Raw genomic sequence first — 26,195 nt, 5'->3', positions numbered from 1 at the left:
CCTTATTTTTGGCGTCCCAATTAAAGCTTAAACGCTTCTAGATCTACAGAGTCAAAGTTGGCAGTAGGTCTAGTTTTGCCCTTCTCGTATTTGACGCTAACACGCCCCTGCTGTACGTAACGCTCTAGCGCCCGAACACTGACACCAAGAAAATTTGCCAGAACAACTTGGTAAAGATTTGGCGTCATTTTTGATTGTTTTTCCTTGCTTTAAGCAATTAAAAATTCCTCGGTTAGCACTAAGGGATTTTTTATCTTTGCATTATTTTGATTCAGTACCAAATAATTGTACCCCACATTACGCACCCTTAACTGTCACAAAGGGTAATTACTGAGAGAAAGCTCCTGCTCAATCCGTGTCCACTGCTGGAGACTATATATTTCATCTGAGTGAGTTACACAGGGGCTGTCCGGCCCACCCCACAAGATTTATAATATTGAGATGTGTACTTTATTCACTTGTGAAGTGCTGTAGCAATGAATAAAAATGCGATCGCTTCCAGCGGGCGCTTCGCCATCGCTATTTCCATCTTAAACTACACCCCAACCGGAATCCCCACCCTTTGCCGCTGACGGGTTGCAACCAACCACTTACCCCCAGAAGGCGCTAAAGTCACACCCCGGCGGATAGGCTTAACAGGTATATTATCAACCAACGCAAACTCCAAATTTGACAACACCGTAGCTAAAACCAGCTTCATTTCAAACATAGCAAACGCCATACCCAAACAACGACGATTCCCCCCACCAAAGGGGATATATTCATACTGTGAAAACTGCCGTTCTAAAAAACGCTCTGGTTTAAACTGTTGCGGTTCTGGATATAAATCCGGGCGGCGATGGGTTAAATAGATACAAGGCGCAAGCATTATCCCCGGTTGAAATTCATAACCACTGATTTTCATCGGTGTTTTGACAATACGAGGTGACGTAATCATCGCGATAGGATAAATGCGTAGCGTCTCTTGGCAGACTGCTGTAAGATAAGGCAAACGAGCAAATTCAGACAAATCTGCATTATCACCAAAATTATCTAACTCAGCCAGCAGTTTTTCCCGCACTTCTGGCAAGCGATGAATCCAGTACAATGCCCATGTTAAAGCTGAAGCGGTAGTTTCATGACCGGCAACTAACAGAGTCATCAACTCATCGCGCAACTCTTCATTAGTCATCGGTTCGCCCTTTTCGTCCCGTGCTGACAACATTAAAGAAAGGATATCGTTGCGAGATGCATCAGGATGATCTCTGCGTTCCTGAATTTCCAGATCCAGCAGTTTTTCAATTTGCTGTTTTTGACGCAAAAATTTTCCCCAAGGACTCCACGCGCCCAAATCTACTTGTAATGCGGAGAAAAACAACATACTTGCACGCATTGGAGAAGCAGATAAATTTAGCAAAGAACGCAGTCGTTCTTCCAATTGTGCAAACCGCTCTCCTTCATGCAGACCAAACACAGTTTGTAAAATTACCTTCAGAGAGATTTCTTGCATCGCCGAACGGACAGAAAAAGGTGTACCTATTTTCCAATTGCTGATGACTTGATTGGTGATATTAGCAATAGTTTGACCGTAAGCTTTCATCCGCTCTCCATGAAAAGGCGGCGTTAACAACCGCCGCTGGCTTTGGTGAGAGACGCCATCTAGCAAAAGTAACGACTTTTCACCCAACAAAGGTTTGATAATTTGGTTTGACTTACCAGCATCAAAAGTTTCTAGTGAAGCGGTAAAAATTTCCTGAATTGCTTGGGGATTGCTAAACAATACTATTGGCTGCTCGCTAGTCAGGCATAATGCAAAACATTCTCCATGCACCCTTGCAGAGGTTTCCATCAGTTGCAAAGGATTAAAAACCCACTGAATTCGCTGTATAAATTTTGAACTTTGTGGAATAGCTGGGAGTTGCATGACCAAAATTCCTATTAGTTCTTTTCTCACTAAGTTAACAAATCGAGAAACGAATAGAAATTATTTTTATAAAATCTATCTATAGGTTATCTACACTAAAAGAAATCACAACTAAACTGGCAAAGTACAGCCTATTTTTTATACAATCCGCCATGGTAGATATCTATATTATTGACTTACTTGTCATTGGTCTACTCTTGCTGGGAGTAACATTAGGTTCAGGCTGGATTTCGCGTTTACCTCTTTCCTTTGCCCTCATCTATCTAGTGGTTGGTATTTTTTTAGGTCCCTATGGCTTAGGGCTGATTGAATTGCGTCGTGATGAAGTATTTAATGCTGAGTTTTTGGAGCGCCTAACGGAATTTGTGGTGATTATTTCTGTATTTAGCTGCGGGTTAAAGATAGTTATGCCCCTAAACTTAGCTGTTTGGGATATCACAGTGCGGCTGATTGGGTTTTTGATGCCAATTTCAATTTTTGGCTTGGCTGCTGTGGGCAAATTATTTTTAGGAATGGATTGGGGTGCGGCTATTTTATTAGGCGCAATTCTCGCCCCAACCGACCCAGTTTTAGCTTCTGAAGTGCAACTGACTGATACAAATGATCAAGATGAGTTGCGGTTTGGTTTAACTTCTGAAGGTGGGTTAAATGATGCTCTAGCATTTCCTTTCGTTTATTTTGGTCTTTATGCTTTAAAAGATAATAACTGGGATAACTGGTTTAAACAATGGGTGTTAGTTGATTTAATTTGGGCGATTGCATCTGGCATTGTTATGGGAATTATTGTCGCTAAAGCAGTAGTTTGGATTGATAAAAGAATTCAAAAACGCCGTTCTGTTGATGAATTAATGGAAGATTTTATTGCTATTGGGGCGATTTTGCTTACTTATTCTCTAACAGAAATCATTAATGGCTATGGATTTCTGGCAGTATTTGTTGCTGGGTTAGTAGTTCAACAAAGTTACAAAAATCCAGAGCAGCCCTTGGCACAATTGGAATTTCTTGAGCGAGTGGAAAAGCTGCTAGAAGTAGGGACAATTTTGCTATTGGGGTCAATATTATTATGGCCACAAATGCTAAAATATGCAACTCAATCTTTGTTAGTCATAGTTTTGTTATTCTTTGTCATCCGACCTCTAGGGGTTTGGATCAGCACGATTGGTAAGCGTCCTGTTGATTCATCTCGCCGAAGTTTAAATTCAGGAACTCGCTGGTTATTTGGTTGGTTTGGCATTCGCGGTGTTGGCTCTTTATATTATCTTGGCTATGCATTTGGTCACGGATTAAAAGGCGAAATTGGTGAACAAATTGCTTGGATAACTTACACCACTATTGTAGTTTCTGTGATTGTGCATGGCATTAGTGCAACTCCATTAATGAATTGGTATGAACGCAATATTGCCAACCAGATAAAGCCTACTCGTGCTGCTACAATTAATGAATTTAAATAGGTCTAATTAATTAACAACTGAGAAAATATTTTAACAGTTGTTTTTGATAAATTAAACACTCGTAGCTCCTCCTAAATCCACGCCACTTGCTACAACTTTGGGAACCAAAACAACGCAGTGGCTTCCCGAATGGGGGCACTTTCATATCTTTTTGCCCCCCTTGGAAAGGGGGTTGGGGGGATCTCGATCAATTTTGATACGAATCAGACATCCTCTTAGAGAGCAATTCATCGCTCAAGCCAATTAGTTTAAGGACTAAAGTCCTTACTACAAGCTTTTAATTTTTAATTATTTAAGATGGCGATAACCAATTATGATTAATTTGAATTCCTCGGCTTTGCATTACTTGAATAAATAAATTTGTAGGCAATGCTTCTTCTACAGGGAAAACTCCTGGTTTGTTGAGTTTGCCATCTAGCAATAATTGGGCGATGCTTCCTGTGCCGTAGCCTGAAGCGATGGCGGTATTTTCATGTAGCGCAGTTGCACAATAAACGGCTGTTTCGCCATTTTTTTGTCCTGTAACTTCTGCACGTACTGCTACCCCAATACCACTAAAGTTATTGGTGACATCGGTCATTAAATGACTGACATGAGACAAAAATTCAATCATGTAACGACGCTGCATTAACCATTTAGGAAATATATGTGCTGCTATCCAAGTTAGGTGGTTATAAAAATCAGGAACAGAGCCAAATTTAGTTATTACAGTTTTCACTGATGGAAAGGCATGGGGCAGGGTAAAAGTTTCTGGCATATCAAACCAGTAAACGCCATTGCGTCCATAGGGGGAAGGAAAGTTAATAGCTTCTCGGTCGGTGTAAGGTTTAATTAACCGCCAATTACCATTAATCCAAGCTTCAAAAGGATGTTGTAACCCCAGAAAAGTTGTCCGCATCACCGTAATACCAGCACCGCCAGAACCAGAAACTAAATAACTTAAATGTATCTTTTCTGGGATATCAAATTGCTCGATGCCCTGACGTACCATGCTGTTGGAAATGCCGGGAAAAATGCCAGTATTAATGATTGCGGTTACACCAGCAGCGGCAGCTTGCTGATGATAGTTAAGAGCTTTGCTGGTATAGGAACGGTGATCGCTGACATCTACATAGTTAACGCCTTGGGCAATGCAGAGTTCTAGAACATTAGTATCTCGGTAGTGAAACGGCCCAGCGCAGTGAATGACTAAGTCGGAATTTGCGATCGCCTCCCGCAGCTTGTCAACTTCCGCCAAATCCAACACCAGAAACTGTTCTCGCCCTCCCGATGACACATTCACAGCCTGTCCCGTCTCTGGAGAACGCCCAGTGATGGTAATTTGTGCCTGGGTATGGGTGACTAGATCCTGAGCCACACTGCTACCAATTCGCCCCCGTCCTCCAATAATCAAAACCCGGTCTGTCATTACTCTGGTATGGGCAACATCACCTTTATTTGACCAGTTTATTGTCCTGTTTGCCATCAGTAGTAAGTATGACTTACTTCACCAGAAGGAAAGAATTATCGGTCATTAGACATCTGGTGAAAATTAAATATGCGTTATCTGTAACCCTTGTAGAGACGTGACATGTCACGTCTCTACATTCTTTTTCACCAGATGTCTATTAGTCAGCAGGAGGATGCCAACCGCTAATTACCCAGCGTCTTCAACAACTATGACTGGGTTATTCATTCGCAGACGCAAAATTGTAGCCCGGCCAATCATCCCACGCAGGGGGACTACCAACTTGTAAAGCATGAAGCCTCACTTCTTCTAGTGGGCGCTGGGTAGCATGGGCTGTATTTACCAAGCGCTGATAGCTGATAGAGGATTTCAGGAATTTGAAGAGTAACGGTTTCAGCAGGCATATTTAGCAATTAACGACAAGATTAAAAAACAGTTAAATCCAACACCCTAAACCACATTATATATTATTTTATTTTTAGTTTTTCAAAGTTGAATTGCAGTATGGATGAGTTAACTGAGCATTATCTTGAGTACCCGATCCACCATCTCTCTTTCTGAGAATGTGGTCAACTTGAATAGAATTACTATGCAAATAGCCGTGGCATATTTTACATCTTAGTGCTTGAGATAACGCCTCTTTAATAAATACAGCAGACTTTGTTGCTCGTGAAAAATCTTGATTCTCAACGTTGTCAGTACTATCTGTTTCTTGTAATTTTAAGTGTTTAAAATCTGGATCAGCTATGGTTTTACTGATAACAAAGTTATTAGGAGTTCCTTGCAATAATTCATCAATTATTTTTAGATAGAACAATTTCACATATTTAGATCCATCTATCGCACTTCTTTTCCTAGTAACTATTTGAGTAATCAAGTATTCGTACTGCCAAATTATTGATTCAAAATCAGAGCGAACTTTGATGAAATTCGCAAAAGACTTATTAGCTTCAAGATGTAGTATTAAGGCAACAACACCATAAAATGCACCAAGCTTATGACGACCTCCGGGACTGTAAAAATATACAATTGGATGTAGACCTAAAGAGGAGGCATGATCACTATTTATTCTTTTTGCGACTTTTCTTGATTTTGTTAAAAATTGGAGTGTTTCATCTCCAGTCACATCTTTCTCTAAGTTATCTTCATCTTCTACATTATTTACTATATTTACAAATTCTAAAACTAAAGCTAAACTTTGTGAAGAATAATTTTTACCACCAATTGGCACATCTAAAGTTTTTATTGTATTACTAAAATTAGGACTAAAAAATATTTCATTTATTTCTTTAGCAATTGCTTGAATTTTATCCTGTTTATCATTAGAAAATCCTGACCAGTACTTATGACCCTTTCCACTCCTGATAATTGCACGAGTAGCAACCCCATTTGGTTTTTTCCTAGCTCTTAACAAACGAAGCTCGGTTTCGTTTATGGGTGCTGCCTTTTGATTGATCTTGAAAAATGATTCTGCTGCTTTAGATGAGTCACCTACAACCCACTGGATTTGAATAGCAATAGTTCCTAAACGTTTTGCCTTGGCAGCTATATTGGGATTAACATTGTGACTTTCTGTTAAAGACAAGCGGTAATCCTGATAAGAACCTATTTTTCCATTAATTAACTTTCTTGTCTTATCTGCTGCATCAATCTGTTCTTCTGGAATTTTATATTCATAAAACTTCTGGGAGATTTCACCATCGCCATAATCATCATTTATCCATGCTACTAAAGCACTCAGTCTATGCGAACCGTCAATTATAAAAGTATAACTACTGGTACCTTTCCATAGGATAACGGCTGGTATTAAATCCACTTCAAGAAAACTTTCGATAAACTCACATATTCTTTTTTCATCCCAGTCATTAGTTTCTCGTTGAAAGTCTGGCTTGCGTAAATCTGCAAAGAAAAATTCTTTTTTCTCCAAGTCTGTTATACGCAGTGTTGTGGTGTACGTTCCTGTATTTTGATTCAGCTGATTATTTACTTCAAATGCTTCTCGTGGAATCAAAGCATCCATACTGACTTTTGCCATTCTAGCTTCCTTTTAATTTAAACTGAATTAGTTATTAAACGTCATAGCAGTATAATCTAAAACAAAAATCTAGTAAAGTTTTTAACTTTTTTTGTAACAAATAGTGTACTTTGCCCAGCACTATGTAACAAGGCTAGGCAAAGCACACCTTATAAAGTACTTACCCAAACAGAAATACCTAACTAATACCAAACACAGACCCGACAGTTGATTTAATTGAATCCCTTGCATCCCTTAAACCTTGGGTGATGGGATGCTTTGATTGCAAGAATACCCTAGCACAATTGCGACCTGGCATTCCGGAAATCGAACCACCCGGATGAGTTCCCGCACCAGTTAAAAATAAATTTTCAATGGGGGTTTTGTAGTTCGCTAATTCTGGCAGGGGACGGAAGAAAATCATTTGATCTAGGGTCATATCAATATGGTAATAATTCCCTTTACGTGCGCCTAATCTTTCGCCCAATTCTGCCGGACTTTCTACACGACGGGCGATAGTTGCTTTTTTCACATTTGGTGAATAGGTCGCCAACTTATCAATTACCCGGTCTGCTACTTTGTTTTTCAATTCATCTGTCCAACCCGTACCTTTTAAACCTGTGCCTTCTGCACCGGCGATTTGATAAGGGGCAAAAAACTCAATCCATAGGGTATGTTTGCCTGGTGGTGCTAATGTGGGGTCAAGGGCACTAGGCATGACTACATACATCGATGGGTCAGCATCGGGAATCTCTCCCAAAGTACATTTACTATGAGCTTGTTCTACATGAGCCACCGAATCTGCAATTAAGATCGAGCCAATAAGATATTCGTCTTTGTGCGCGTGGAAGGGAAAGCGCAGCGGTTCGTCTAAAGCTAAATCTATCTTGAGAATAGTTTCATTATTATTGACGATGCGGCGTTCTAATCTTTCCCATAAATCAGGATCTACTGCGTCAATGTCGCTTTTTTCGGTCATTTGTAAAAATAACCGCTGGGCATCAATATTAGAAATCACGCCGTATTTAGCACGATATTCTGTATTACCAGCAACTCTTACACCCACGGCTTTTCCATCATCAATTAAGATTTTATCCACGTGCTGGTCTGTGAGGATAACGCCACCTTTACTTGTGACTAACTTCACTAATGCTTGCACTAATGCACCTGTACCACCACGAGGTCTAGCCATACCAGGGTTATGACGCATTGCCATCATAATTGCACCAATGGCAATGGTTTTTTGTGAAGGTGGCGCACCAAGTTCTGAGGATAATCTTGCTAATGGTGCTTTGAGAAATTCCGAATCAAACCACTCGTTAAGTAAATCTTCGGAGCTGGTCATCATGTTGCGAATAAAGTCCAGCGTTTTTGATGGGGAACCAATGACTGAAAATAAATCTTTCAGTTTTTTGACATCGTAGTTACCAAAAATATCTATAATTGACTTTGGCGGTGCATTAAACATGGGAATCATTGCCCCCAGTGCCCGTTGCCAGTAGTCTGTAAATTCGGCATATTTTTGAGCGTCTCGCTCACTGTAACGGGCAATTTCAGCACAAGTTTTTTCTAAGGACTTATGCGCCAAAAAATACTTGCCATCAGGATGGGGACAAAAAACAACTGGATCACATTCTAGATATTCTAAGCCGTATTTTGTCAGTTCTAATTCTTCGACGACTGGCCCCAAGTGAATAAATTCATGGTCAATGGCACAGAGGTTAAATTTAAATCCTGGTGCTTCTTTTGGGATACATTCTTCTGTTGTCGCTGCACCACCGGGGACAGAACGCTTTTCTAGTAGCAAGACGCTATAGCCAGCTTTCAGTAAATAAGCAGCACATACTAGCCCGTTATGTCCTGCGCCGATAATGACCACATCATACTCTTGCATAGTTGTAATTGTAGACTTAGATTTATTTGATGATATTAGAAAGCTGTGGAAAATTTAATGTCATTCGTTAGGTATAAAAATTAGCGTTTTCCTAAATTTATTTGGGGATATTACCCAATATAGGTTTTCGGTAATTTTCACCTTACATACCCAGCTTTTGCGCTCTTTTTTGATGATAAATGGATGATTTAGGGCTGCTAAAGTTAGATTATACTGCTTGGACATTCTCAGAATACCTATTTAACGAACTGCGTACCAAAGAGCAGAAGCCACAGGATAGGAAGTTAAGGGAGAAGATAAACAGTAATTAATATTTAAGGTACTCCCCACAAAGCAAAACTCACATTGAGGGTATTTGCCTGACGTTAGCATCTACTATAACTTTTAAAATACCCTTTTGTACTTCCATCTCTTTGATTTTAAATGCTATGTCATCCCACTCAAAATATGGTAAGTTTAGTAGCTCTTTGACTTTCTGCACAGCAGCTAGAATTAATTCTACTGAAACCCCTTCTCCTTCGGTGCATTGAAAACTTTTTAGCATTGGTGGTTGGGATTGAGTCTGGGGATATATTATCGCTTGATAACCTAAAGGGCGAGTATTTTGTTTTTCTTTAATCAGCACCTTTCCCCTAACTTCTATTTTGCCCTCACCAGCCAAAATTACCTGGGTTTGTTGTGGTTCAAAACTCACAATTTCACTATCTACATTTAATTCTAAGCTTTTGACTAAGCTGAAACTAAGCTCTGAGGTTAAGGCGTGGTTTATATCTGCTTCTGTGAGGACGATTTGAGCAACGGCATTTACTGGTTCAGTGAGTTTAATTTGACCAAAAAGAGCGCTTAGAGGATTGATAGCAATGCTGTTTGTTTGCAGTTTTATTTCCTGTACTCTAAGGTTGTGTTCTTGAATTACTAATCCCTTTCCTGCTAGGGAAACTCCATCAACCTGTCCCTGAACCATCTTCCCGATATCGGTTTGGACATTTATATCTATGTGTTCTATTTCGTCTAGTTCGTTGGATACCGTCTTTTCGGCTACCTGTGAGATTAATTGCTCCTCTAATTTTTGCTGATTGGGCATGAATTTACGGTTCTCCTAGCATCCTATCATTGGTTAATATAAACCTTGAAGATGGAGAAAGTATCTGCATTAGGATATAAGCATTTGGGTAGAATAAATATTAAAATTTGGACGTAGCGATCATTTTCACATCACTGGCGGTTGCTGTGGTGATACCACGACGTATGGGACGCTGTGGAAGATGATTAGTAAGTGAAAGTTGCCAGCGTGATAAAATACTTGCCAGCACTATCTTCATTTCAAATAATACGAAAGCGGAGCCAATGCAACCACGATTGCCCCCCCCAAAAGGCATATATTCATAAGGTAAAAATTTACGTTGTAAAAATCGTTCTGGAATAAATTTTTGGTGTTCTGGATAGATATCTTCACGACGATGAACTAAATAAATACAGGCATATAGTAAGGTGCCAGCCTCCAATTGATAGCCCATCAAATCTATTGGCAAGGTCACAATTCGAGGTAAGGAAACTAAGGCAATTGGATAAATTCTTAAAGTCTCCTGACAAATAGCTGTCAGATATGGGAGTTTGGCTAATTCACTTGGTTCTGAATCATCTGCTTGATTCAACTCTTCCATTAGGGATTGATAGACTTGTGGCTGCTGATGAATCCAATAAAACGCCCATTCCAGTGCTGAAACTGTGTTTTCTGCACCTGCTAGCAGGAGTGTAATTAATTCGTCCCGTAATTCTATATCTGTGAGAGGTTCGCCATCAACATCACGCGCTGCCATCAACAAGCTCAGGATATCTGTTCCTGATTTGTCAAATTGCTGCCGCCGTTCGGAAATCTCTGCATAAATTAAGCGATCAATTTGCTGGCGCTGACGTAAAAAGTTCCCCCAGGGACTCCAAGCACCTAAATCACGTTGCAGTGCTGGTAGGAAAAATATCACAGAGTATGACGGCGAAGATATGGACAGCAGTAACTTTTTTAAAAGGCTTTTGAGTTGTTGAAAACGCTCTCCTTTCTGAATGCCAAATACAGCTCGCAAAATAACTTCGAGGGTAATTTCTTGCATGTATGGACGAATGGAGAAGGGTTTACCGATAACCCATTCATTAGTTACTTCCTGGCTAATATCAAAAATTAGCTTTCCATAGTTACGCATACGTTCGCCGTGAAATGGCGGTAAGAGGATTTGCCGCTGACGTTGGTGGCGATCGCCATCTAGTAAAATTACAGAGCTATCCCCCACTACTGGACTAAAAATTCCGTTTTCTCTACCAGACTCAAACTGTTTAGCGGCGTCTGTATAAATTGCCTGAATTGCCTGGGGATTACTAAAAAACACGATTTTTTTGGAGTCGAACACCTGTACAGTGAAGACATCACCATAGTGTTTACCACATTCATCCAGAAATTCTACAGATTTAAAAATCCACTGTAACTGCTGTAACAAAGCTGGAGTCTGTGGCCCTGGGGGAAGTTTCATAAGTTCTGGTTGCTGTTTTGCTTTTATTATCAGTCAAACTAACTGTCATCATAAATTTTTGAGTTCAGATTTAAACTGCTTATCCTGATGTTGTAAAAAAGCAATAAACTGTTACAACCTGAAAGATGTAAAATTTTTGTTAAGTTAATCGAGCATCTACAGTTTTCCCTCATTTTATAAGGTATTCAGCATGACAGCAATCAGCGCTAAGGCGTCTTCAGCACTTCCCGATTTTTGCGAAGGAATTCAATATTTTGGGGAAGCATTACCTGATTTTAAAATTTATGGTGCAAATCCTGCTATTGAGTCGGGGAAAGTGGCGATCGCATCCCCCACAGATCCAGCAGCCGTTTATCAAACTGTACTCGCTGCCGATGCCCTGCGCTACCTAACGCTACAAGTTACTGCTAGTAAGGCTTCTGGACATCCTGGCGGTTTCGCTAGCCAAGCAGAAGCTTATGCCTCTCTGGTGATGCTGGGATATAAAAACATTATCACGGAAGTTGGACACCACGCCCCCGGTTTTTATAGTGCGATGTTCCTAGATTGTTCTTTGGAGGATATGGGAATTCTGACAGTCCAACAATTGCGCGATCGCTTCCGAGAAAAACACGGTTTGTTAGGGCATCTCTCCGGTTATATCCCCGGCATCTTAGCACCTGCGGGGCCTTTGGGACAAGGACAGCACTTTGCCATGTCTGCTGCACTGCTGCATCAAGATAAGCTGTTTCCCTTCACCGTTGGGGATGGTGGATTGGGTGAACCTTATATCGTGAGTGCGATCGCCCATTTCCATACAGCTTACCCCAGCGTCACCAACTTTTTACCAGTGCTGGTATGGAACGGTTACAGCCAAGAACACCACAGCATGGTATCTCTGAAAACCAACGAACAGATGACAGCCTACTGGAAAGGTAACGGTTTTGACGAAGTTATCTTAGTGGATGCCAAAGAATTTGACGATCAAGATCAACCAGGAGATTACGTTGATAGTACCGTCTTTTCCTTCGAGAAACGCCTAGAATTTACCAAAGCAATACTTGTCGGTGTAGATAAAGCTGCGCGATCGGCACTCAGCGGCCAACTTACCGTATTTATTATTAAACAACTCAAAGGTGCAGGCGTCCACGCTAAAGGTGCAAAATCTCACAACCTTTACCCTAAAGATACCCTCGATGCTCCCCATATCGTCAGTGCTTTGCAAACCCGTGCTTTATCAGCAGAAGCTTGGCAAATAGTGCGAACAAATGCCGAACGTGCCGGCGGTGGACCAGCAGCAAAAACAGTAGTAACAGAATTTGAATTCCCATTACCAGAATTAGGGGAATTGCCATTAGAAGAATATCCCGTTGGGCCTATACCCCATGTTTCCACAACAGCAATGGGAAGATTAGTGGGAATAGTTGGTAAGAAAGATGAAAATTTCCTCGTCACCAACGCCGACGGTAACGAAGCATCAGGAATTGCCAACATTAACCAAGCATTAAAGATTATCCACCCGACAATCGACGACTTATATAACCAAGCACCAGGGGGACAAGTTTATGAACCTTTAAGCGAAGATGCTTGTGCAGGTTTAGCTGCTGGTTTATCCTTAATGGGTGCGAGAACATTATGGTGTTCTTATGAATCTTTTGCCATCAACGGTTTACCAATTTGGCAAACAGTCACCCAATCAATGGCAGAATTGCGCCGTCCAACTCCCTCAACTATTACATTATATACAGCAGGGGCATTAGAGCAAGGGCGTAACGGTTGGACTCACCAAAGACCAGAAATTGAAGCTTATTTTGCAGCGTTGATGCGAAATGGAAATGTCTTCCCATTATTCCCTCCTGATGCTAACAGTATTCAAGTCTGTTATGACTGGGCATTGAAAACTAAGAATAAGGGAATTGTGATTACTGCAAGTAAGTCACCTCTGCCAATTCGCACAACTTTTGCCCAAACTCATAAAGGCTTGCGTGATGGTGCAGTGCTATTGCATGAAGTCGCTGGTAAGAAGAAGGTTGTGTTGGCGGTAATTGGTGATTTAACACTGATTCCCGCATTTGAAGCTGCTTCTTTCTTAGAAGCTGAAGGTATTGGTGTGAAGATTGTTTCGATCATCAATCCTCGCCGGTTGTATCGTCCTGATGATACCGCATGGGAAACTTGTTCTGAACCAGACGGCGGTTTCTTGAGTGATGCCGATTTTGAGCAATTGTTTGGTGGAGATGCCTTAATTGGTGTTACAGGTGGTGCTGCGGCGATGTTAGAACCAATCATGTTACGCAGTAATAGCAAGCGCGATACCTTCGCTTGGAAACGCGGTGAAACTACCGCCAGTGCTGGGGAACTCATGGCCTTCAATGGTTTGACGGCTGATGCGTTGACTAAGCGGGCTATTGAGTTGGTGCATTAAGGATTTTTAACCGCAGATGTACGCAGATAAACGCGGATAATTTTGCGTTTGCTTGCGTACATTTGCTGATTTTTTTTATTGGGAGAACGCTGATGAACGCTGATGGACGCAGATTGGAGTTGAATGGGATTACGGAGCAGATTATTGGGTGCGCTTTTAAGGTATCGGCTCAATAAGTAGGGGTTGCAGAAGAAAATAAGTGAAGCGATGCACACACAGTGTCATAAAATATGCAATATGACGCAAAAGCTTATTTCAAATGAAAAATCAGTATGCGATTTGCTGCAAACCATCGAGCCAAAAGGGATTGCAGACGAATCCATGCGTCAGACAGTAGAGGTATTACTGAACCTAATAGAGCAATTACAATTAAAAGTAAAAGGCTTAGAATCAGAGAATCAACACCTGCGGGACGAAAATAACCTTTTTTCCACAGACAGTGGTTATGAACAGTTGGATGAGCGAAAACGATTAACGCGCCTGAAAATTTCGGAATTGCTCTATGTTTTAGAGCATCCTGAATTACCTTTGCACAATAATCCAGCGGAGTTAGCTGCTCGGACGATGGTACAACGGCGTAATATAAGTTATGCAACTCAGACTCTTGAGGGTACTCAGGCAAGGGATACTTTTATGTCTCTTGTTGCCACTACTCGTAAGTTGGGAATCAGCTTTTTTGAATATGTGCGTGACCGCATTTCTCAGGTTGGGAATATTCCATTTTTGGGGACTATTATTCGCGAAAAATCTGCTCTCAATCCCTTGAGTTGGTCATGGATGCCCGAATAACTCCCTCCCCCGAACTATTGAGCGGATACTATTTAACTGCTATTGCATTTTATTGATAAACATGAGATTATCTGTTTATTAAATTAAATGTAAAAAAAATAGACAAAAATTATAGTTTTAATTTTAATTAGGCTAAATAGATGTTCTTGCCATTAATTATATTTAACTAGCAATATAAGGAAATGAGGTTGCTAAAAATGGACATAATCGTAAACAAACTTGCTGTTATGGGCTTTGCTGGCGTAATTATTGTTATTTTAACGGTTACCTTAGGAGGTAGTTCCGTCGTCGTTGCAACTAACCTTACAATATGATGAACTATAATACAACGCTACTAAATACGCAAATTAATTCAGATGAACAGGAAGCCTACTGGACACAGCAACTTTGTGGTGAGCTTCCTGTTTTAGAAATACCATTAGATCATTCACGAAAACCGAATCAATCACTTACTAAAGCTGAAGAAGTTATTGAGCTTGATGAAAATTTTTGCTTAAAGCTCGATAATTTTTGTCTATGTGAAAATATCACTATCTTTACAATACTCCTAACTGCATTAAAAGTGATTTTACTGCGTTACACAAGACAAGAAGATATTATTGTGGGTTCTTTAATAGTTGATAGTCTTAGGCAAAAAGAAGGAGCAATTACTGAAAAATTCATTAATCCAGTGTTGCTACGAACCAATTTAATAGAAAATCTAACTGTTAAAGAAGTTTTAAAATGTGTTGCTAAGACAGTTGAAGAAGCTACACGTAATCGAGATTATCCTTTTGAAAAGCTGGTTGCAAGACTTAAGGAAGAGCAGAACTTTATAAAAGCACCAATTTTTCAAATTATGCTGGTGCCTTGTGGTCTAACGTTTAGTCTTTCAGAAATAAAGATAATGTTAGAAAGCCTGACAGAAATCCAGACTTTTAACACTAGGTGCGATATATTAATTTTTCCTTCTAAAAAAGAAGGAAGAATAATTATAAATTGTGAATATAATGCCGAGTTGTTCGAGTCAAACTCCATTAAGCGGATGTTGAGTCATATACAGACAATGCTTGTCAACTTCATCTGCAACGCAAATGAGTGTATTTCCACTTTGCCATTGTTAACTGAAGCTGAACAAAATCAGTTATTAAACCAGTGGAATAATACTCAAACAGACGAACTACGAGATAAATGTATTCATCAACTATTTGAGGCTCAGGTGGAAAACACCCCAGAGATGGAAGCCGTAGTTTATGGAGAGCAGCAGCTAACCTACTTAAAGCTGAATCGAAAAGCCAATCAGCTAGCACACTATTTGCGTTCACTAGAAGTAAGACCAGAGATGCTAGTGGGCATTTGTATTGATCGCTCCCTAGATATGTTAGTGGGACTTATAGGTATTCTTAAAGCAGGTGCAGCTTATGTGCCGTTAGACTCTGCTTATCCTCAAGAGCGTTTAGCTTATATGTTGTCAGATTCACAGGTGGGTGTACTACTGACAACTGAGAAGTTACTGTTCGCATTCCCCCAATTAGGTCAGGCAAACGCAGGGTATAAAATAGTCTGTTTAGATAGAGACTGGGAAGCCATTATTCAAGAGAGTGAGGAAAATCCAGTTTTTCAGGTTCAACCTCACAACTTAGCCTATGTCATGTATACCTCTGGTTCTACAGGAAACCCCAAAGGGGTAGCGATGACGCACCTTGCTCTTGCTAATTTGATTAATTGGCAACTCAAAAATACAACAGTTTCTAACAAAGCCAAAACTCTACAATTTTCTCCCTTGAGCTTCGATGTATCTTTCCAAGAAATTTTTTCTACTTGCTGTTCTGGTGGAACATTGGTTTTGATCTCGGAGGAAGTGCGACGAAATCCCATAGCTTTGTTAAATTTCTTGATGGAGAAAAAAATTGAAAGATTATTTCTTCCCTTTGTCGCTTTACAACAGTTATCTGAAGCAGTAAATTCAGCAGCATCAGTGCCTAAGACTCTTCGTGAAGTCATTACTGCGGGAGAACAATTGCAGATATCAAAAGTGATTGCTAACTTATTTAGCCAAATAGATTGCACTTTATACAATCATTATGGGCCAACAGAGAGCCATGTTATTACAGCTTATAAACTGACAGGGGAAGTGAATAGTTGGCCTGTCCTTCCTCCTATCGGTCGTCCGATTGATAATGTCCAAATATATATACTTGATAAGTTTCTCCAACCTGTTCCCATTGGAATTCCTGGGGAACTACATATTGGCGGCGATTGTTTAGCTTTAGGCTATATCAATCGTCCAGAACTGACTCAGGAAAGATTCATTACCAACCCCTTTAGTTCTGGTCGCCTCTATAAAACTGGCGACTTAGCCCGTTACTTAAAAGATGGTAATATTCAATATCTTGGTCGTGCCGACCATCAGGTAAAAATTCGCGGTTATCGCATAGAATTGGGCGAAATAGAAGCCGTATTGACACAACATCCCGCTGTCCGAGAGAGTGCTGTTTTACCTAGAGAAGATATCCCCGGATACAAACGCCTAGTGGCTTATGTAGTTCCAAACTTAACTGCTGCTTTCACCTTGAGTCAGGAATTAGATGTTGAGCAAATTACCCAGTCGCAGTTAATGGGGGATAAAAACCGCAGCCAGCCAACCGCAGACATCTATCCGAAGACAGACAATACTAGCAGCACTTTCCCAAGACAGGTAGCAGACAAACTTAAATCGACATTACGCAGTTATTTACAAGAATCTCTACCTGAATATATGGTGCCAGCAGCTCTTGTTGTACTCGATAAAATGCCGCTGACACCAAGTGGGAAACTAGACCGTCGGGCGTTACCTGTACCAGAAAGGTCTAGACCTGAGTTATCAACAGTTCTGGTCATGCCTAAATCTGATGCCGAAAAAATCATTGCTAAAGTTTGGCAGGAAGTACTGCAATTGGACATTGTAGGAATTCATGATAACTTTTTCGAGTTAGGTGGATATTCTTTGCTCTTATTCCAGGTTGGTAAACAATTAGTCGAAATTTTTGGGTTAGAACTATCATCTGTGGCGCTGTTTCAATACCCCACAATTCATACTCTAGCCCAACATTTAAGTCCAAATAACAAACAAGCTTTTACTATTAAGCACCAGCAAAGCAGTAGAACGGAACGTGATTTGTCCAGACAACAACAACAAAGGCAACTAAGGCAAAACCATCGTGATAGGAGAAAACTATGACTATCAGTGTTAGAGAAACAGATATAGCTATTATTGGTATGTCATGCCGCTTTCCAGGTGCAAAAAATATTGATGAATTTTGGCATAATCTGCGAGATGGAGTAGAGTCTATTGCTTTTTTTGCTAAGAATGAACTGGAGCATATTGACCCAACTTTGCTGCGTAATCCTAATTACGTCAAAGCAGGCGCAGTTCTGCCAAATATTGAAAATTTTGATGCTGCATTTTTCGGCTACAGCACTAAAGAAGCCGAAATTATGGACCCACAACAGCGGATTATATTAGAATGTGCCTGGGAAGCCCTTGAAAGTGCTGGCTACAACCCAGAAACCGATCCTAGCGTAATCGGAGTTTACGCAGGTTCGGGTATGAACACTTACCTAATTAATAACGTTTATCCTAACCAAGGTTTTTCGCGATCGCGCACTTTTTTAACATCAACTAGTGATTTACAAATTAGGCTTGTCAACGAGAAAGATTTTCTGCCTACATGGATTTCTTATAAGCTGAATTTAACTGGCCCAAGTGTTAATATTCAAACGGCTTGCTCAACAGCACTGGTAGCAGTTCATATCGCCTGCCAAAGTTTGCTCAACGGTGAATGTGATATGGCTCTGGCGGGAGGCGTTAGTGTCTGCGTTCCTCAAAAAATGGGCTATTTGTACCAAGAGGACATGATTTGGTCTCCTGACGGACATTGTAGAGCCTTTGATGCACAGGCTCAAGGAACTGTGTTCGGCAATGGAGGTGGAATCGTTGTCCTGAAGTTACTTAGCCAAGCTATTGCTGATGGAGACTGTATTCATGCTGTGATCAAAGGGTCAGCCATTAATAATGATGGTGCCTTAAAAGTCGGTTATACGGCTCCCAGCGTGGAAGGACAAGCAGCTGTAATCTCTGAGGCTTTGGCGATTGCCCAAATTGGGGCTAGCACCATTAATTATATTGAAACCCACGGAACAGCCACCAGTTTAGGAGATTCCATTGAAATTGCTGCTCTTACCCAAGCTTTTGACAAAACTACCGAAAAAAGCGGTTTCTGTGCCATTGGCTCAGTTAAAACCAATATTGGACACATTGTTGAAGCCGCAGGTATAGCAGGGTTAATCAAAACTATACTTGCTCTTAAGCATCAACAGATACCACCTAGCCTGCATTTTCAGCAACCTAATCCGAGAATTGATTTTGCCAACAGCCCCTTTTACGTTAATGCAACATTATCTGAATGGAAAACTGACGGGATTCCCCGCAGAGCGGGAGTTAGTGCTTTTGGCATGGGGGGAACGAATTGTCATCTGGTTTTAGAAGAAACACCAGAGTTAACTAAAAATCCAGACCCCAATGAGCGCCCACTGCATATTTTGACACTATCGGCAAGAACTGAGAAAGCTCTGGGAGAGTTGGCACAGAATTATGTAGCTAATGTGCGATCGCATCCAGATGAAAAACTGGCAGATATTTGTTTTACAGCTAACACAGGACGCAAGCACTTTAACCATCGTTTGGCAGTCACCGCTGAATCTATTGAACAGCTTTGCGCTCGTCTGAGCCATTTTGAGCAAGAAACTACCGATCAAACGCACAATCTTCTACCAACAAATGCGATCGCCTTTCTTTTCACAGGTCAGGGCTCGCAGTACGTGAATATGGGACGGCAACTTTACGAGACTCAACCAACTTTTCGAGAAACCCTTGACAAGTGCAATGAAATTCTTCTTCCTTATCTAGAAAAGCCCTTGCTTGAGGTTCTCTATCCTGCCCAGGTACACTCGCTGGGGAACAGGGAAGCAGGGGAGAAAGAAGAATTTTCCCCTCTGCCTATTGATCAAACTGCTTATACCCAACCAGCCCTATTTGCCCTCGAATATGCTCTGTTCCAGTTGTGGAAATCCTGGGGCATAGAACCTAATGTTGTCATGGGTCATAGTGTCGGGGAATATGTAGCTGCCTGTGTTGCAGAAGTTTTTAGCTTGGAAGATGGCTTAAAACTAATTGCCCAACGGGGGCGTTTAATGCAAGCACTGCCTGAAGATGGTGAAATGGCAGTGCTACAGTTAGATGAACTACAGGCAAAGATAGCCATTCAACCTTATGCCAATGAAGTCTCCATTGCTGCAATCAACGGCGATCGCAGCATTGTAATTTCTGGTCGCCGCGAGGCAATAAATGCCGTTTGTGAAAAGCTCCAGGCATCAGGAGTCAAGACACAAAAATTAAATGTATCCCATGCTTTCCATTCGCCGTTGATGGAGTCGATGCTGGTAGAATTTGAGCAGGTAGTCCGACAAATTAGCTTTTCTGCTCCACAAATTAAGCTAATTTCCAATGTCACGGGCAAGGTAGCAAATTCAGAAGTAGCAACTCCAGAATATTGGTGTACTCATATCCTCAAACCAGTCAAGTTTACTACAAGCATGGAAAGCCTGGAACACCTGGCGATAGAAACCTTGCTGGAAATTGGACCGAAACCAATCTTATTGGGAATGGGTCAATCTTGCCTACCTGACAGTAATAGAATTTGGCTCTCCAGTTTGCATCCTGATCAAGACGATTGGCAAGTGATGTTAACCAGTTTGGCAAAACTATATATGCATGGAGCCTCCGTCAACTGGTTTGGCTTTGATCGAGACTATTTGCGTTATCGGCTGCACTTGCCAACTTATCCCTTCCAAAGACAGCGCTATTGGGTAGAAGCAGATCAGGGATATCCCACTCAAGCATTTTTTCAGAACAATGGTCAGGACAACCAAAAGCTTCATCCTCTATTGGGACAAGAGTTATGTTTAGCAGGAACAGAAGAGATTCGTTTCCAGTCTCAAATCAGTCCAGACTCGCCAGTGTGGCTGAAAGATCATTCTCTTTTTGAGGCAACGATTATGCCAGGAACAGCTTACTTGGAAATGGCATTAGCAGCTGGCTCTATTATTGCCAAATCTGACAATTTTTGCCTGGAAGAGGTTGTCTTACAACAGCCTATGATTTGGCAAGAGAATGAATTCAAGACCGTTCAGATGATTTTAACTCCACAGTCAGATCGTGTTTATTCATTCGAGATATATAGCCTTATATCTACTACAAAAAATAATAATGGGAAGCTATCTTGGATGCTCCATGCTTCAGGTAAATTGTTCTTTAAGGAACAAAAATCAGTAACTGAGTACATGGATTTAGCTGCATTAAAAGCGCAATGTACTCAAGAATTTACCATCGCAGAATTATACAGACGTTTTCAAGAACAAGACCTCAATTATGGTTACAGTTTCCGGGGAATGGAACAACTTCTTAAAAATGAAAAAGTTGCTCTGGGCAAAATAAGGCTGGTGGAAGAATTAGTCTCAGATGCCATAGATTATCAATTACATCCAGTGTTGTTGGACATCGCCTTACAGGTTTTGGAAGCCATCTCCCCTGATAATGGAAAACAAATTAGCTATGTGCCAATAGGTTTAGAGCGCCTACAGATTTACAAGCGTCCTGGTGTCTCCATATGGAGTCATGCCCAATTGCGAAAAGTAGAAGGGGTACAACAAAACAAACAGAACCTGATCGCTGATTTGCAACTGTTCGCTGCTTCAGGAGAGCTAATTGCCACTGTAGAAGGTTTGCAACTTAAGGCTGTTCGCCGTGAAGCCATGTTAGGCACTTCGCAAAAAACTTGGGAAGATTGGCTTTATGAGGTGGAGTGGGTACTCCAAGAACATAATACAGATGTAAAAACTCAGCCCAAGCTAGACACAAAAAGAAATTGGTTAATTTTGGCCGATGATCAAGGGATTGGTCAGCAGTTAGTAGCTCGCCTGCGATCGCAAGGAGAAAGTTGCACGATTATATTCGCAGCAAACGAGTATGAACAGATAGCTGAACACGAATTTCGGCTAAATCCAGCTAGCCCCGAACACTTTCAGCAGCTATGCCAAGCCGTTCCCCATGTGCATGGGGTAGTAAATTGCTGGAGCTTGAATGCAGCATCAATTCAGACAGCAGCAGACTTGGATGTAGCAGCAAAAATCAGTTGTGGCAGTACTTTGCACTTAGTGCAGGCAATGCTTGAGAACTATTCTGAACCTCCTAACTTGTGGTTAGTTACTCAAGGAGCGCAAGCATTAGAAAAAGTAGTGTCTGGCGTTAGTGGACTAGCTCAATCTCCTTTATGGGGTATGGGGCAAGTCATCGCTCTGGAGCACCCAGAACTGAATTGCGTGCTAGTGGATTTAGATCCGAATGTGACAGACGCAGATCGAGTAATTCTGTCAGAAATAAGCTCACAAAGTTCAGAAGGACAAGTTGCTTTTCGTGATGGTAAGCGTTATGTAGCACGACTGGTACGCACCCAACCGATCGCTAGCTGGCTGCGCTCAGAGTCGTTTTCCCTAGAGATACCCGAAAGAGGTATACCAGACAATTTACAACTAGTACCGACGAACCGCCATCAAGCTAGCTCAGGTGAAGTAGAAATTCGGGTACGTGCTACAGGACTAAATTTTATCGATGTCTTAGATGTGCTGGGGGCGCTACCTTTTGAACGAGATAATGAATTGGGTGTTGAATGCGCCGGTGAAATAGTCGCTGTTGGAGAAGGAGTAGAAAATTTCCGCGTTGGAGATGCTGTGATGGCGATCGCATTTGGCAGCTTCAGTAAGTACGTGACGGTAAACTCTAAGTTGGTAGCATTCATACCCGATGGTCTGAATTTTGAGCAAGCTGCCGCTATCCCAGTAAATTTTGTCACCGCATATTACGCTTTACACCAAATAGCTCAGATCACTGCCAAAGACAAGGTATTAATCCATGCGGCGGCCGGAGGAACTGGAATGGCAGCCGTGAAACTGGCATTAGCAAAAGGATCTGAGGTTTTTGCCACAGCCAGCCCAGGCAAATGGGAAGCCCTTAAGTCTATAGGCGTGCAACACGTTTACAATTCCCGGACGTTGGATTTTGCCGAACAGGTGATCAGGGACACCAATGGACAGGGAGTAGATATTGTCCTCAACTCTTTGACTGGTGAAGGGTTTATTGAAAAGAGTATGTGGGTACTTTCACCTAATGGTCGTTTTTTGGAAATAGCTAAACGGGATGTTTGGGATTCGGAGCAAGTCAAACAATTCAAAGCTGATATTTCCTACCATTTCATCGATTTACGGCAAATATGTTTGGAAAAAGCAGAACTGGTGCAGCCGATGCTACATCATCTGAGCCAACAGTTTACCCAAGGTAAGCTCTCGTTACCGCCACAAAAGGTGTTTCCGATTCAAGAGGTAATCAGTGCCTTTCGCTATATGCAGCGAGCCGAACACATTGGCAAAATAATCGTCACACAGCCAAAAGAAATAGGTGATGCCACTTACCATGGTATTAGTTTCCGTGAGGATAGCAGCTATTTGATTACTGGCGGCTTGGGCGATCTGGGTTTACTAGTGGCTCGCTGGATGGTAGAACATGGAGCTAGACATCTAGTGTTAGTAGGGCGCAGTGCAGTTAAGCCTGCTGTCCGCAGCCAGTTGGAGCAGCTAGAACTCTCTGGCGCTAAGGTGGTAGTTGCTCAAGTTGATGTGTCTGACTACGAGCAAGTAGCTCAGTTGTTAGATTCCCTTGTTCCATCCTCACCTCCCCTGCAAGGGATTATTCATACCGCAGGCGTTTTGGATGATCGCTTACTCAAACAGCAAAACTGGGAGTCTTTCAGGCGAGTCATGCCTCCGAAAGTACAAGGAGCATGGAATCTACACACATTAACCCAAAAACTGCCTTTAGAATTCTTTGTGCTGTTTTCTTCTTGTGTTTCCATGTTAGGTGCTGTTGGTCAAGCCAATTATGTAGCAGCCAACGCTTTTCTGGATAGTTTGGCATTTTATCGGCGATCGCTTGGACTACCAAGCACAACTATCAACTGGGGAGCTTGGGGCGAGGTAGGAATGGCAGCGAGAAACCAACAGGTAATTGAGCGTCTCAATCGGGTAGGAATGGGGGCTATAGCCTCTAACCAAGGATTACAGGTTTTGGAAAAGTTGCTTCTAGAGCAACCCATCCGCGTTGGTGTGATACCCCTGAATTGGTCACAGTTCCGGGAAAAACAATGGACAGCCTCGCCATTCTTCACCAATTTCACCAAGGGATCAGAGCAATCATCAAAGCAACAAGGTGCAATCAAATTGGCCCGGCAATTAGAAGCAGTTCCAGTCCGGGAACGCAAAGCACTATTAGTAGCTCATGTTAGCTCTCACTTAGCTCAAGTTTTGGGTTGGAATCCCTCGAATCCTTTAGATCGAAAACGCAGCTTTTTCGAGATGGGAATGGATTCGCTGACATCTATAGAATTACGCAATCGTCTACAAACGAGTTTGGGTTCTTCTCTGCCTTCAACTTTAGTTTTTGACTATCCGACGTTAGAAGAACTTGTTGATTATCTGGCTCAAGAAGTTCTTTCAGCTTTAATTGTATAGGAATAGCCCTCTTTTGTACGGACAAAGATGCACCATTGAGGGAACGGTCTTAACTGTCAAGACACAATGCAAGTATAAGCTTTTTCCGTACTTTTTATTTCGTTTCTTTCATCCATCGCGGACATATCGTCCATCAACCGCTTCTGTCAGAGTGGGGTGATAAAATAGAAATAAAAGGCTAAAACCTATATCCACAGGAGGTTTGCCATGACTTTACCAAGAATTGCATTCAAAACAGTTTCTGTAATCGACGAATAAGTAGGTTGGTAAGAATAACTCAAATTATATTAACTAATGTAAAAAATATGGAAATTAGCTTGTAGTAAGGGCTTTAGCCCTATTTTGAGGGCTGAAGCCCTCACTACAAACCTTTAATTATTTACACCCGGAATGGTTCACCTCACTTGAGATTTATCACCTGAACTAAATCAAATGATCCAGAATATAAAGGTAACGAACTGGTTGTGTGAGTCAAAATAGTATTGGTTTTATTCATTTAAAATCTTAATTCGTGGGTTAGGGAACGCACGCTACAATCGTCAACCTGCCGAATTTTCAAGACACAACAGACTGCACTCTGCTAGAATGCAAAGCTGCGGCATTCGCTCTCAGTCTTTGCGCTACTGCCCATCGAGTCCTTCAAACCGTCCGCCTAAGACTGACGCCGCTACAGGCGACAGGCCGATGTTATATCCGGAGTTTTATGTCTTTTTCCACACTCGGCTTGTCCAATGAAATTGTCCGTGCGGTCACCGAACGGGGGTACACTGAACCCACGCCAATTCAGATGCAGGCAATCCCTGCTGTATTGTCGGGTCGCGATTTGCTAGCTGGTGCCCAAACTGGCACTGGCAAGACTGCCGGCTTCACTCTGCCGCTGCTGCATCGCTTGTCATCCAACAAGAGCGTCAACGGCATCTCTAGTGGATTCCCACCAATCCGGGCGCTGATTCTCACCCCTACTCGCGAACTTGCGGCACAGGTGGAAGAAAGCGTGCGTGAGTACGGCAAGTACCTGAATCTGAACTCGATGGTGATGTTCGGCGGCGTTAATATTAATTCGCAAAAACGGCGGTTGAAGGGTCGCGTGGATATTCTGGTGGCTACCCCAGGGCGACTGCTAGACCATGTGCAACAGGGCACGGTGAACCTGTCGCGGGTTGAGGTTTTGGTGCTGGATGAAGCAGATCGGATGCTGGATATGGGCTTTATTCATGATATCCGCCGCATCCTCTCGCTTCTGCCCAAACAGCGACAGAATTTGCTATTTTTCGCTACTTTCTCTGACAAAATCAAGGCACTCGCCGCTGGGTTGCTCAACCGCCCGGCGATGATTGAGGTGGCACGCCGTAACGTGACTGCTGACACGGTGGCGCAGAAAGTGTACCAGGTAGACCGTGACAGAAAGCGTCATTTACTGACTCATCTGATTCAGCAACATAGATGGTTCCAAGTGTTGGTGTTCACCCGCACTAAGCATGGGGCTGACCGTCTGGTCAAGCAGTTGGGCGAAGACCGGATTCAAGCATTGGCCATCCACGGGAATAAGAGCCAGTCGGCGCGTACCTACGCTCTGGCAAAGTTCAAGAACAACAGTTTACAGGTGCTGGTGGCAACTGATATTGCAGCGCGGGGACTCGATATCAGCGAATTGCCCCATGTGGTCAATTTCGATTTGCCGAATGTACCGGAGGATTATGTTCATCGCATTGGTCGTACTGGCCGCGCTGGGGCGGAAGGTGAAGCTGTATCGCTGGTGTGCGTCGATGAATACCCGTTGCTGGCGGATATCGAAAAACTGATCGAGCAGCGATTGCCTAGAGAAGTGGTTGCTGGCTTCAAACTCAACCCCGATATTAAGCCCGATGCGATGGGCTACGCCCCGCCTAAGGCGAACGCAAATGGACGCGATGGCTCGGAGCGCCGGCTCTCCAGCGATGGCCTACGCCCCGCCAAAGGCGAACGCAAACAGAAATCTGCAAGTGACCAGCGGACGCCTCGTGTGAGTGTGAAGCCGGCACCAAAGACAGGGGCTAAAAAATCGGCAGGGAGAAAGGCCGCAGGTGGCAACAAGTCCGGTACTCGTTCGTCTACATCACGCCGTGGCGATCGCTAAAGGCAAAGCGTCTCGT

General features: G+C 42.2%; 13 protein-coding genes. 6 read left to right on the top strand and 7 right to left on the bottom strand.

Annotation, left to right across the window (positions count from 1 at the left end):
• Positions 1-20: 20 nt before the first annotated feature.
• On the bottom strand, positions 21-188 hold the full coding sequence (locus CYLST_RS34720) for a hypothetical protein (RefSeq protein WP_015209758.1): 168 nt from the start codon (positions 186-188) through the stop codon (positions 21-23).
• Between the two features lie 347 nt (positions 189-535).
• Positions 536-1,903 (bottom strand): cytochrome P450, encoded by a 1,368-nt coding sequence (locus tag CYLST_RS21000; RefSeq protein ID WP_015209757.1) that lies wholly within the window; start codon positions 1,901-1,903, stop codon positions 536-538.
• Between the two features lie 152 nt (positions 1,904-2,055).
• Between CYLST_RS21000 and CYLST_RS20995 the strand changes: the two genes are divergently transcribed.
• Complete coding sequence (locus CYLST_RS20995; protein WP_015209756.1) at positions 2,056-3,354, top strand: cation:proton antiporter; 1,299 nt, start codon at positions 2,056-2,058, stop codon at positions 3,352-3,354.
• Between the two features lie 292 nt (positions 3,355-3,646).
• Here the strand turns inward: CYLST_RS20995 and CYLST_RS20990 are convergent, their stop codons facing one another.
• The 5 genes from CYLST_RS20990 to CYLST_RS20970 form a co-directional block, all read right to left on the bottom strand.
• Positions 3,647-4,762: a saccharopine dehydrogenase family protein gene (locus CYLST_RS20990; protein ID WP_015209755.1), complete on the bottom strand. Its 1,116-nt coding sequence runs from the start codon at positions 4,760-4,762 to the stop codon at positions 3,647-3,649.
• A gap of 517 nt (positions 4,763-5,279) precedes the next feature.
• Complete coding sequence (locus CYLST_RS20985; protein WP_015209754.1) at positions 5,280-6,836, bottom strand: HNH endonuclease family protein; 1,557 nt, start codon at positions 6,834-6,836, stop codon at positions 5,280-5,282.
• Positions 6,837-7,014: 178 nt separating this feature from the next.
• Entirely contained in the window at positions 7,015-8,718 is a 1,704-nt protein-coding gene (gene crtO / locus CYLST_RS20980; RefSeq protein ID WP_281172829.1) for a beta-carotene ketolase CrtO, read from the bottom strand.
• Between the two features lie 331 nt (positions 8,719-9,049).
• Complete coding sequence (locus CYLST_RS20975) at positions 9,050-9,793, bottom strand: LmeA family phospholipid-binding protein (protein WP_015209752.1); 744 nt, start codon at positions 9,791-9,793, stop codon at positions 9,050-9,052.
• A 100-nt stretch (positions 9,794-9,893) separates the two neighbouring features.
• Positions 9,894-11,231: a cytochrome P450 gene (locus CYLST_RS20970; RefSeq protein ID WP_015209751.1), complete on the bottom strand. Its 1,338-nt coding sequence runs from the start codon at positions 11,229-11,231 to the stop codon at positions 9,894-9,896.
• A 190-nt stretch (positions 11,232-11,421) separates the two neighbouring features.
• On the opposite strand from CYLST_RS20970, the gene CYLST_RS20965 reads away from it, so the two are divergent.
• The 5 genes from CYLST_RS20965 (at position 11,422) to CYLST_RS20945 (ending at position 26,179) form a co-directional block, all read left to right on the top strand.
• Positions 11,422-13,635 carry a phosphoketolase family protein gene (locus CYLST_RS20965; RefSeq protein ID WP_015209750.1) on the top strand — a complete coding sequence of 738 codons (2,214 nt, stop codon included), beginning with the start codon at positions 11,422-11,424 and terminating at the stop codon, positions 13,633-13,635.
• Positions 13,636-13,872: 237 nt separating this feature from the next.
• Positions 13,873-14,424 carry a hypothetical protein gene (locus CYLST_RS33585; RefSeq protein ID WP_015209749.1) on the top strand — a complete coding sequence of 184 codons (552 nt, stop codon included), beginning with the start codon at positions 13,873-13,875 and terminating at the stop codon, positions 14,422-14,424.
• A gap of 310 nt (positions 14,425-14,734) precedes the next feature.
• Positions 14,735-17,623: a non-ribosomal peptide synthetase gene (locus CYLST_RS20955; RefSeq protein WP_015209747.1), complete on the top strand. Its 2,889-nt coding sequence runs from the start codon at positions 14,735-14,737 to the stop codon at positions 17,621-17,623.
• The gene (locus CYLST_RS20950; RefSeq protein WP_015209746.1) at positions 17,620-24,063 is read left to right on the top strand and encodes a type I polyketide synthase; all 6,444 of its coding nucleotides are present in this window, start codon (positions 17,620-17,622) and stop codon (positions 24,061-24,063) included. The genes CYLST_RS20955 and CYLST_RS20950 overlap by 4 nt, the downstream gene beginning before the upstream one ends.
• Before the next feature lie 703 nt (positions 24,064-24,766).
• Complete coding sequence (locus tag CYLST_RS20945) at positions 24,767-26,179, top strand: DEAD/DEAH box helicase (protein ID WP_015209745.1); 1,413 nt, start codon at positions 24,767-24,769, stop codon at positions 26,177-26,179.
• The last annotated feature ends 16 nt before the right edge of the window (positions 26,180-26,195 follow it).

Source organism: Cylindrospermum stagnale PCC 7417 (assembly GCF_000317535.1).
Classification (GTDB): domain Bacteria; phylum Cyanobacteriota; class Cyanobacteriia; order Cyanobacteriales; family Nostocaceae; genus Cylindrospermum; species Cylindrospermum stagnale.
The sequence above is the reverse complement of the archived record's forward strand: the minus strand, read 5'-3'. Positions and strand labels throughout refer to the sequence as shown.

Coding starts and splice junctions, on each gene's coding strand:
- CYLST_RS34720 (WP_015209758.1), bottom strand. CDS start 188: ATGACGCCAAATCTTTACCAAGTTGTTCTGGCAAATTTTCTTGGTGTC.
- CYLST_RS21000 (WP_015209757.1), bottom strand. CDS start 1,903: ATGCAACTCCCAGCTATTCCACAAAGTTCAAAATTTATACAGCGAATT.
- CYLST_RS20995 (WP_015209756.1), top strand. CDS start 2,056: ATGGTAGATATCTATATTATTGACTTACTTGTCATTGGTCTACTCTTG.
- CYLST_RS20990 (WP_015209755.1), bottom strand. CDS start 4,762: ATGACAGACCGGGTTTTGATTATTGGAGGACGGGGGCGAATTGGTAGC.
- CYLST_RS20985 (WP_015209754.1), bottom strand. CDS start 6,836: ATGGCAAAAGTCAGTATGGATGCTTTGATTCCACGAGAAGCATTTGAA.
- CYLST_RS20975 (WP_015209752.1), bottom strand. CDS start 9,793: ATGCCCAATCAGCAAAAATTAGAGGAGCAATTAATCTCACAGGTAGCC.
- CYLST_RS20970 (WP_015209751.1), bottom strand. CDS start 11,231: ATGAAACTTCCCCCAGGGCCACAGACTCCAGCTTTGTTACAGCAGTTA.
- CYLST_RS20965 (WP_015209750.1), top strand. CDS start 11,422: ATGACAGCAATCAGCGCTAAGGCGTCTTCAGCACTTCCCGATTTTTGC.
- CYLST_RS33585 (WP_015209749.1), top strand. CDS start 13,873: ATGACGCAAAAGCTTATTTCAAATGAAAAATCAGTATGCGATTTGCTG.
- CYLST_RS20955 (WP_015209747.1), top strand. CDS start 14,735: ATGATGAACTATAATACAACGCTACTAAATACGCAAATTAATTCAGAT.
- CYLST_RS20950 (WP_015209746.1), top strand. CDS start 17,620: ATGACTATCAGTGTTAGAGAAACAGATATAGCTATTATTGGTATGTCA.
- CYLST_RS20945 (WP_015209745.1), top strand. CDS start 24,767: ATGTCTTTTTCCACACTCGGCTTGTCCAATGAAATTGTCCGTGCGGTC.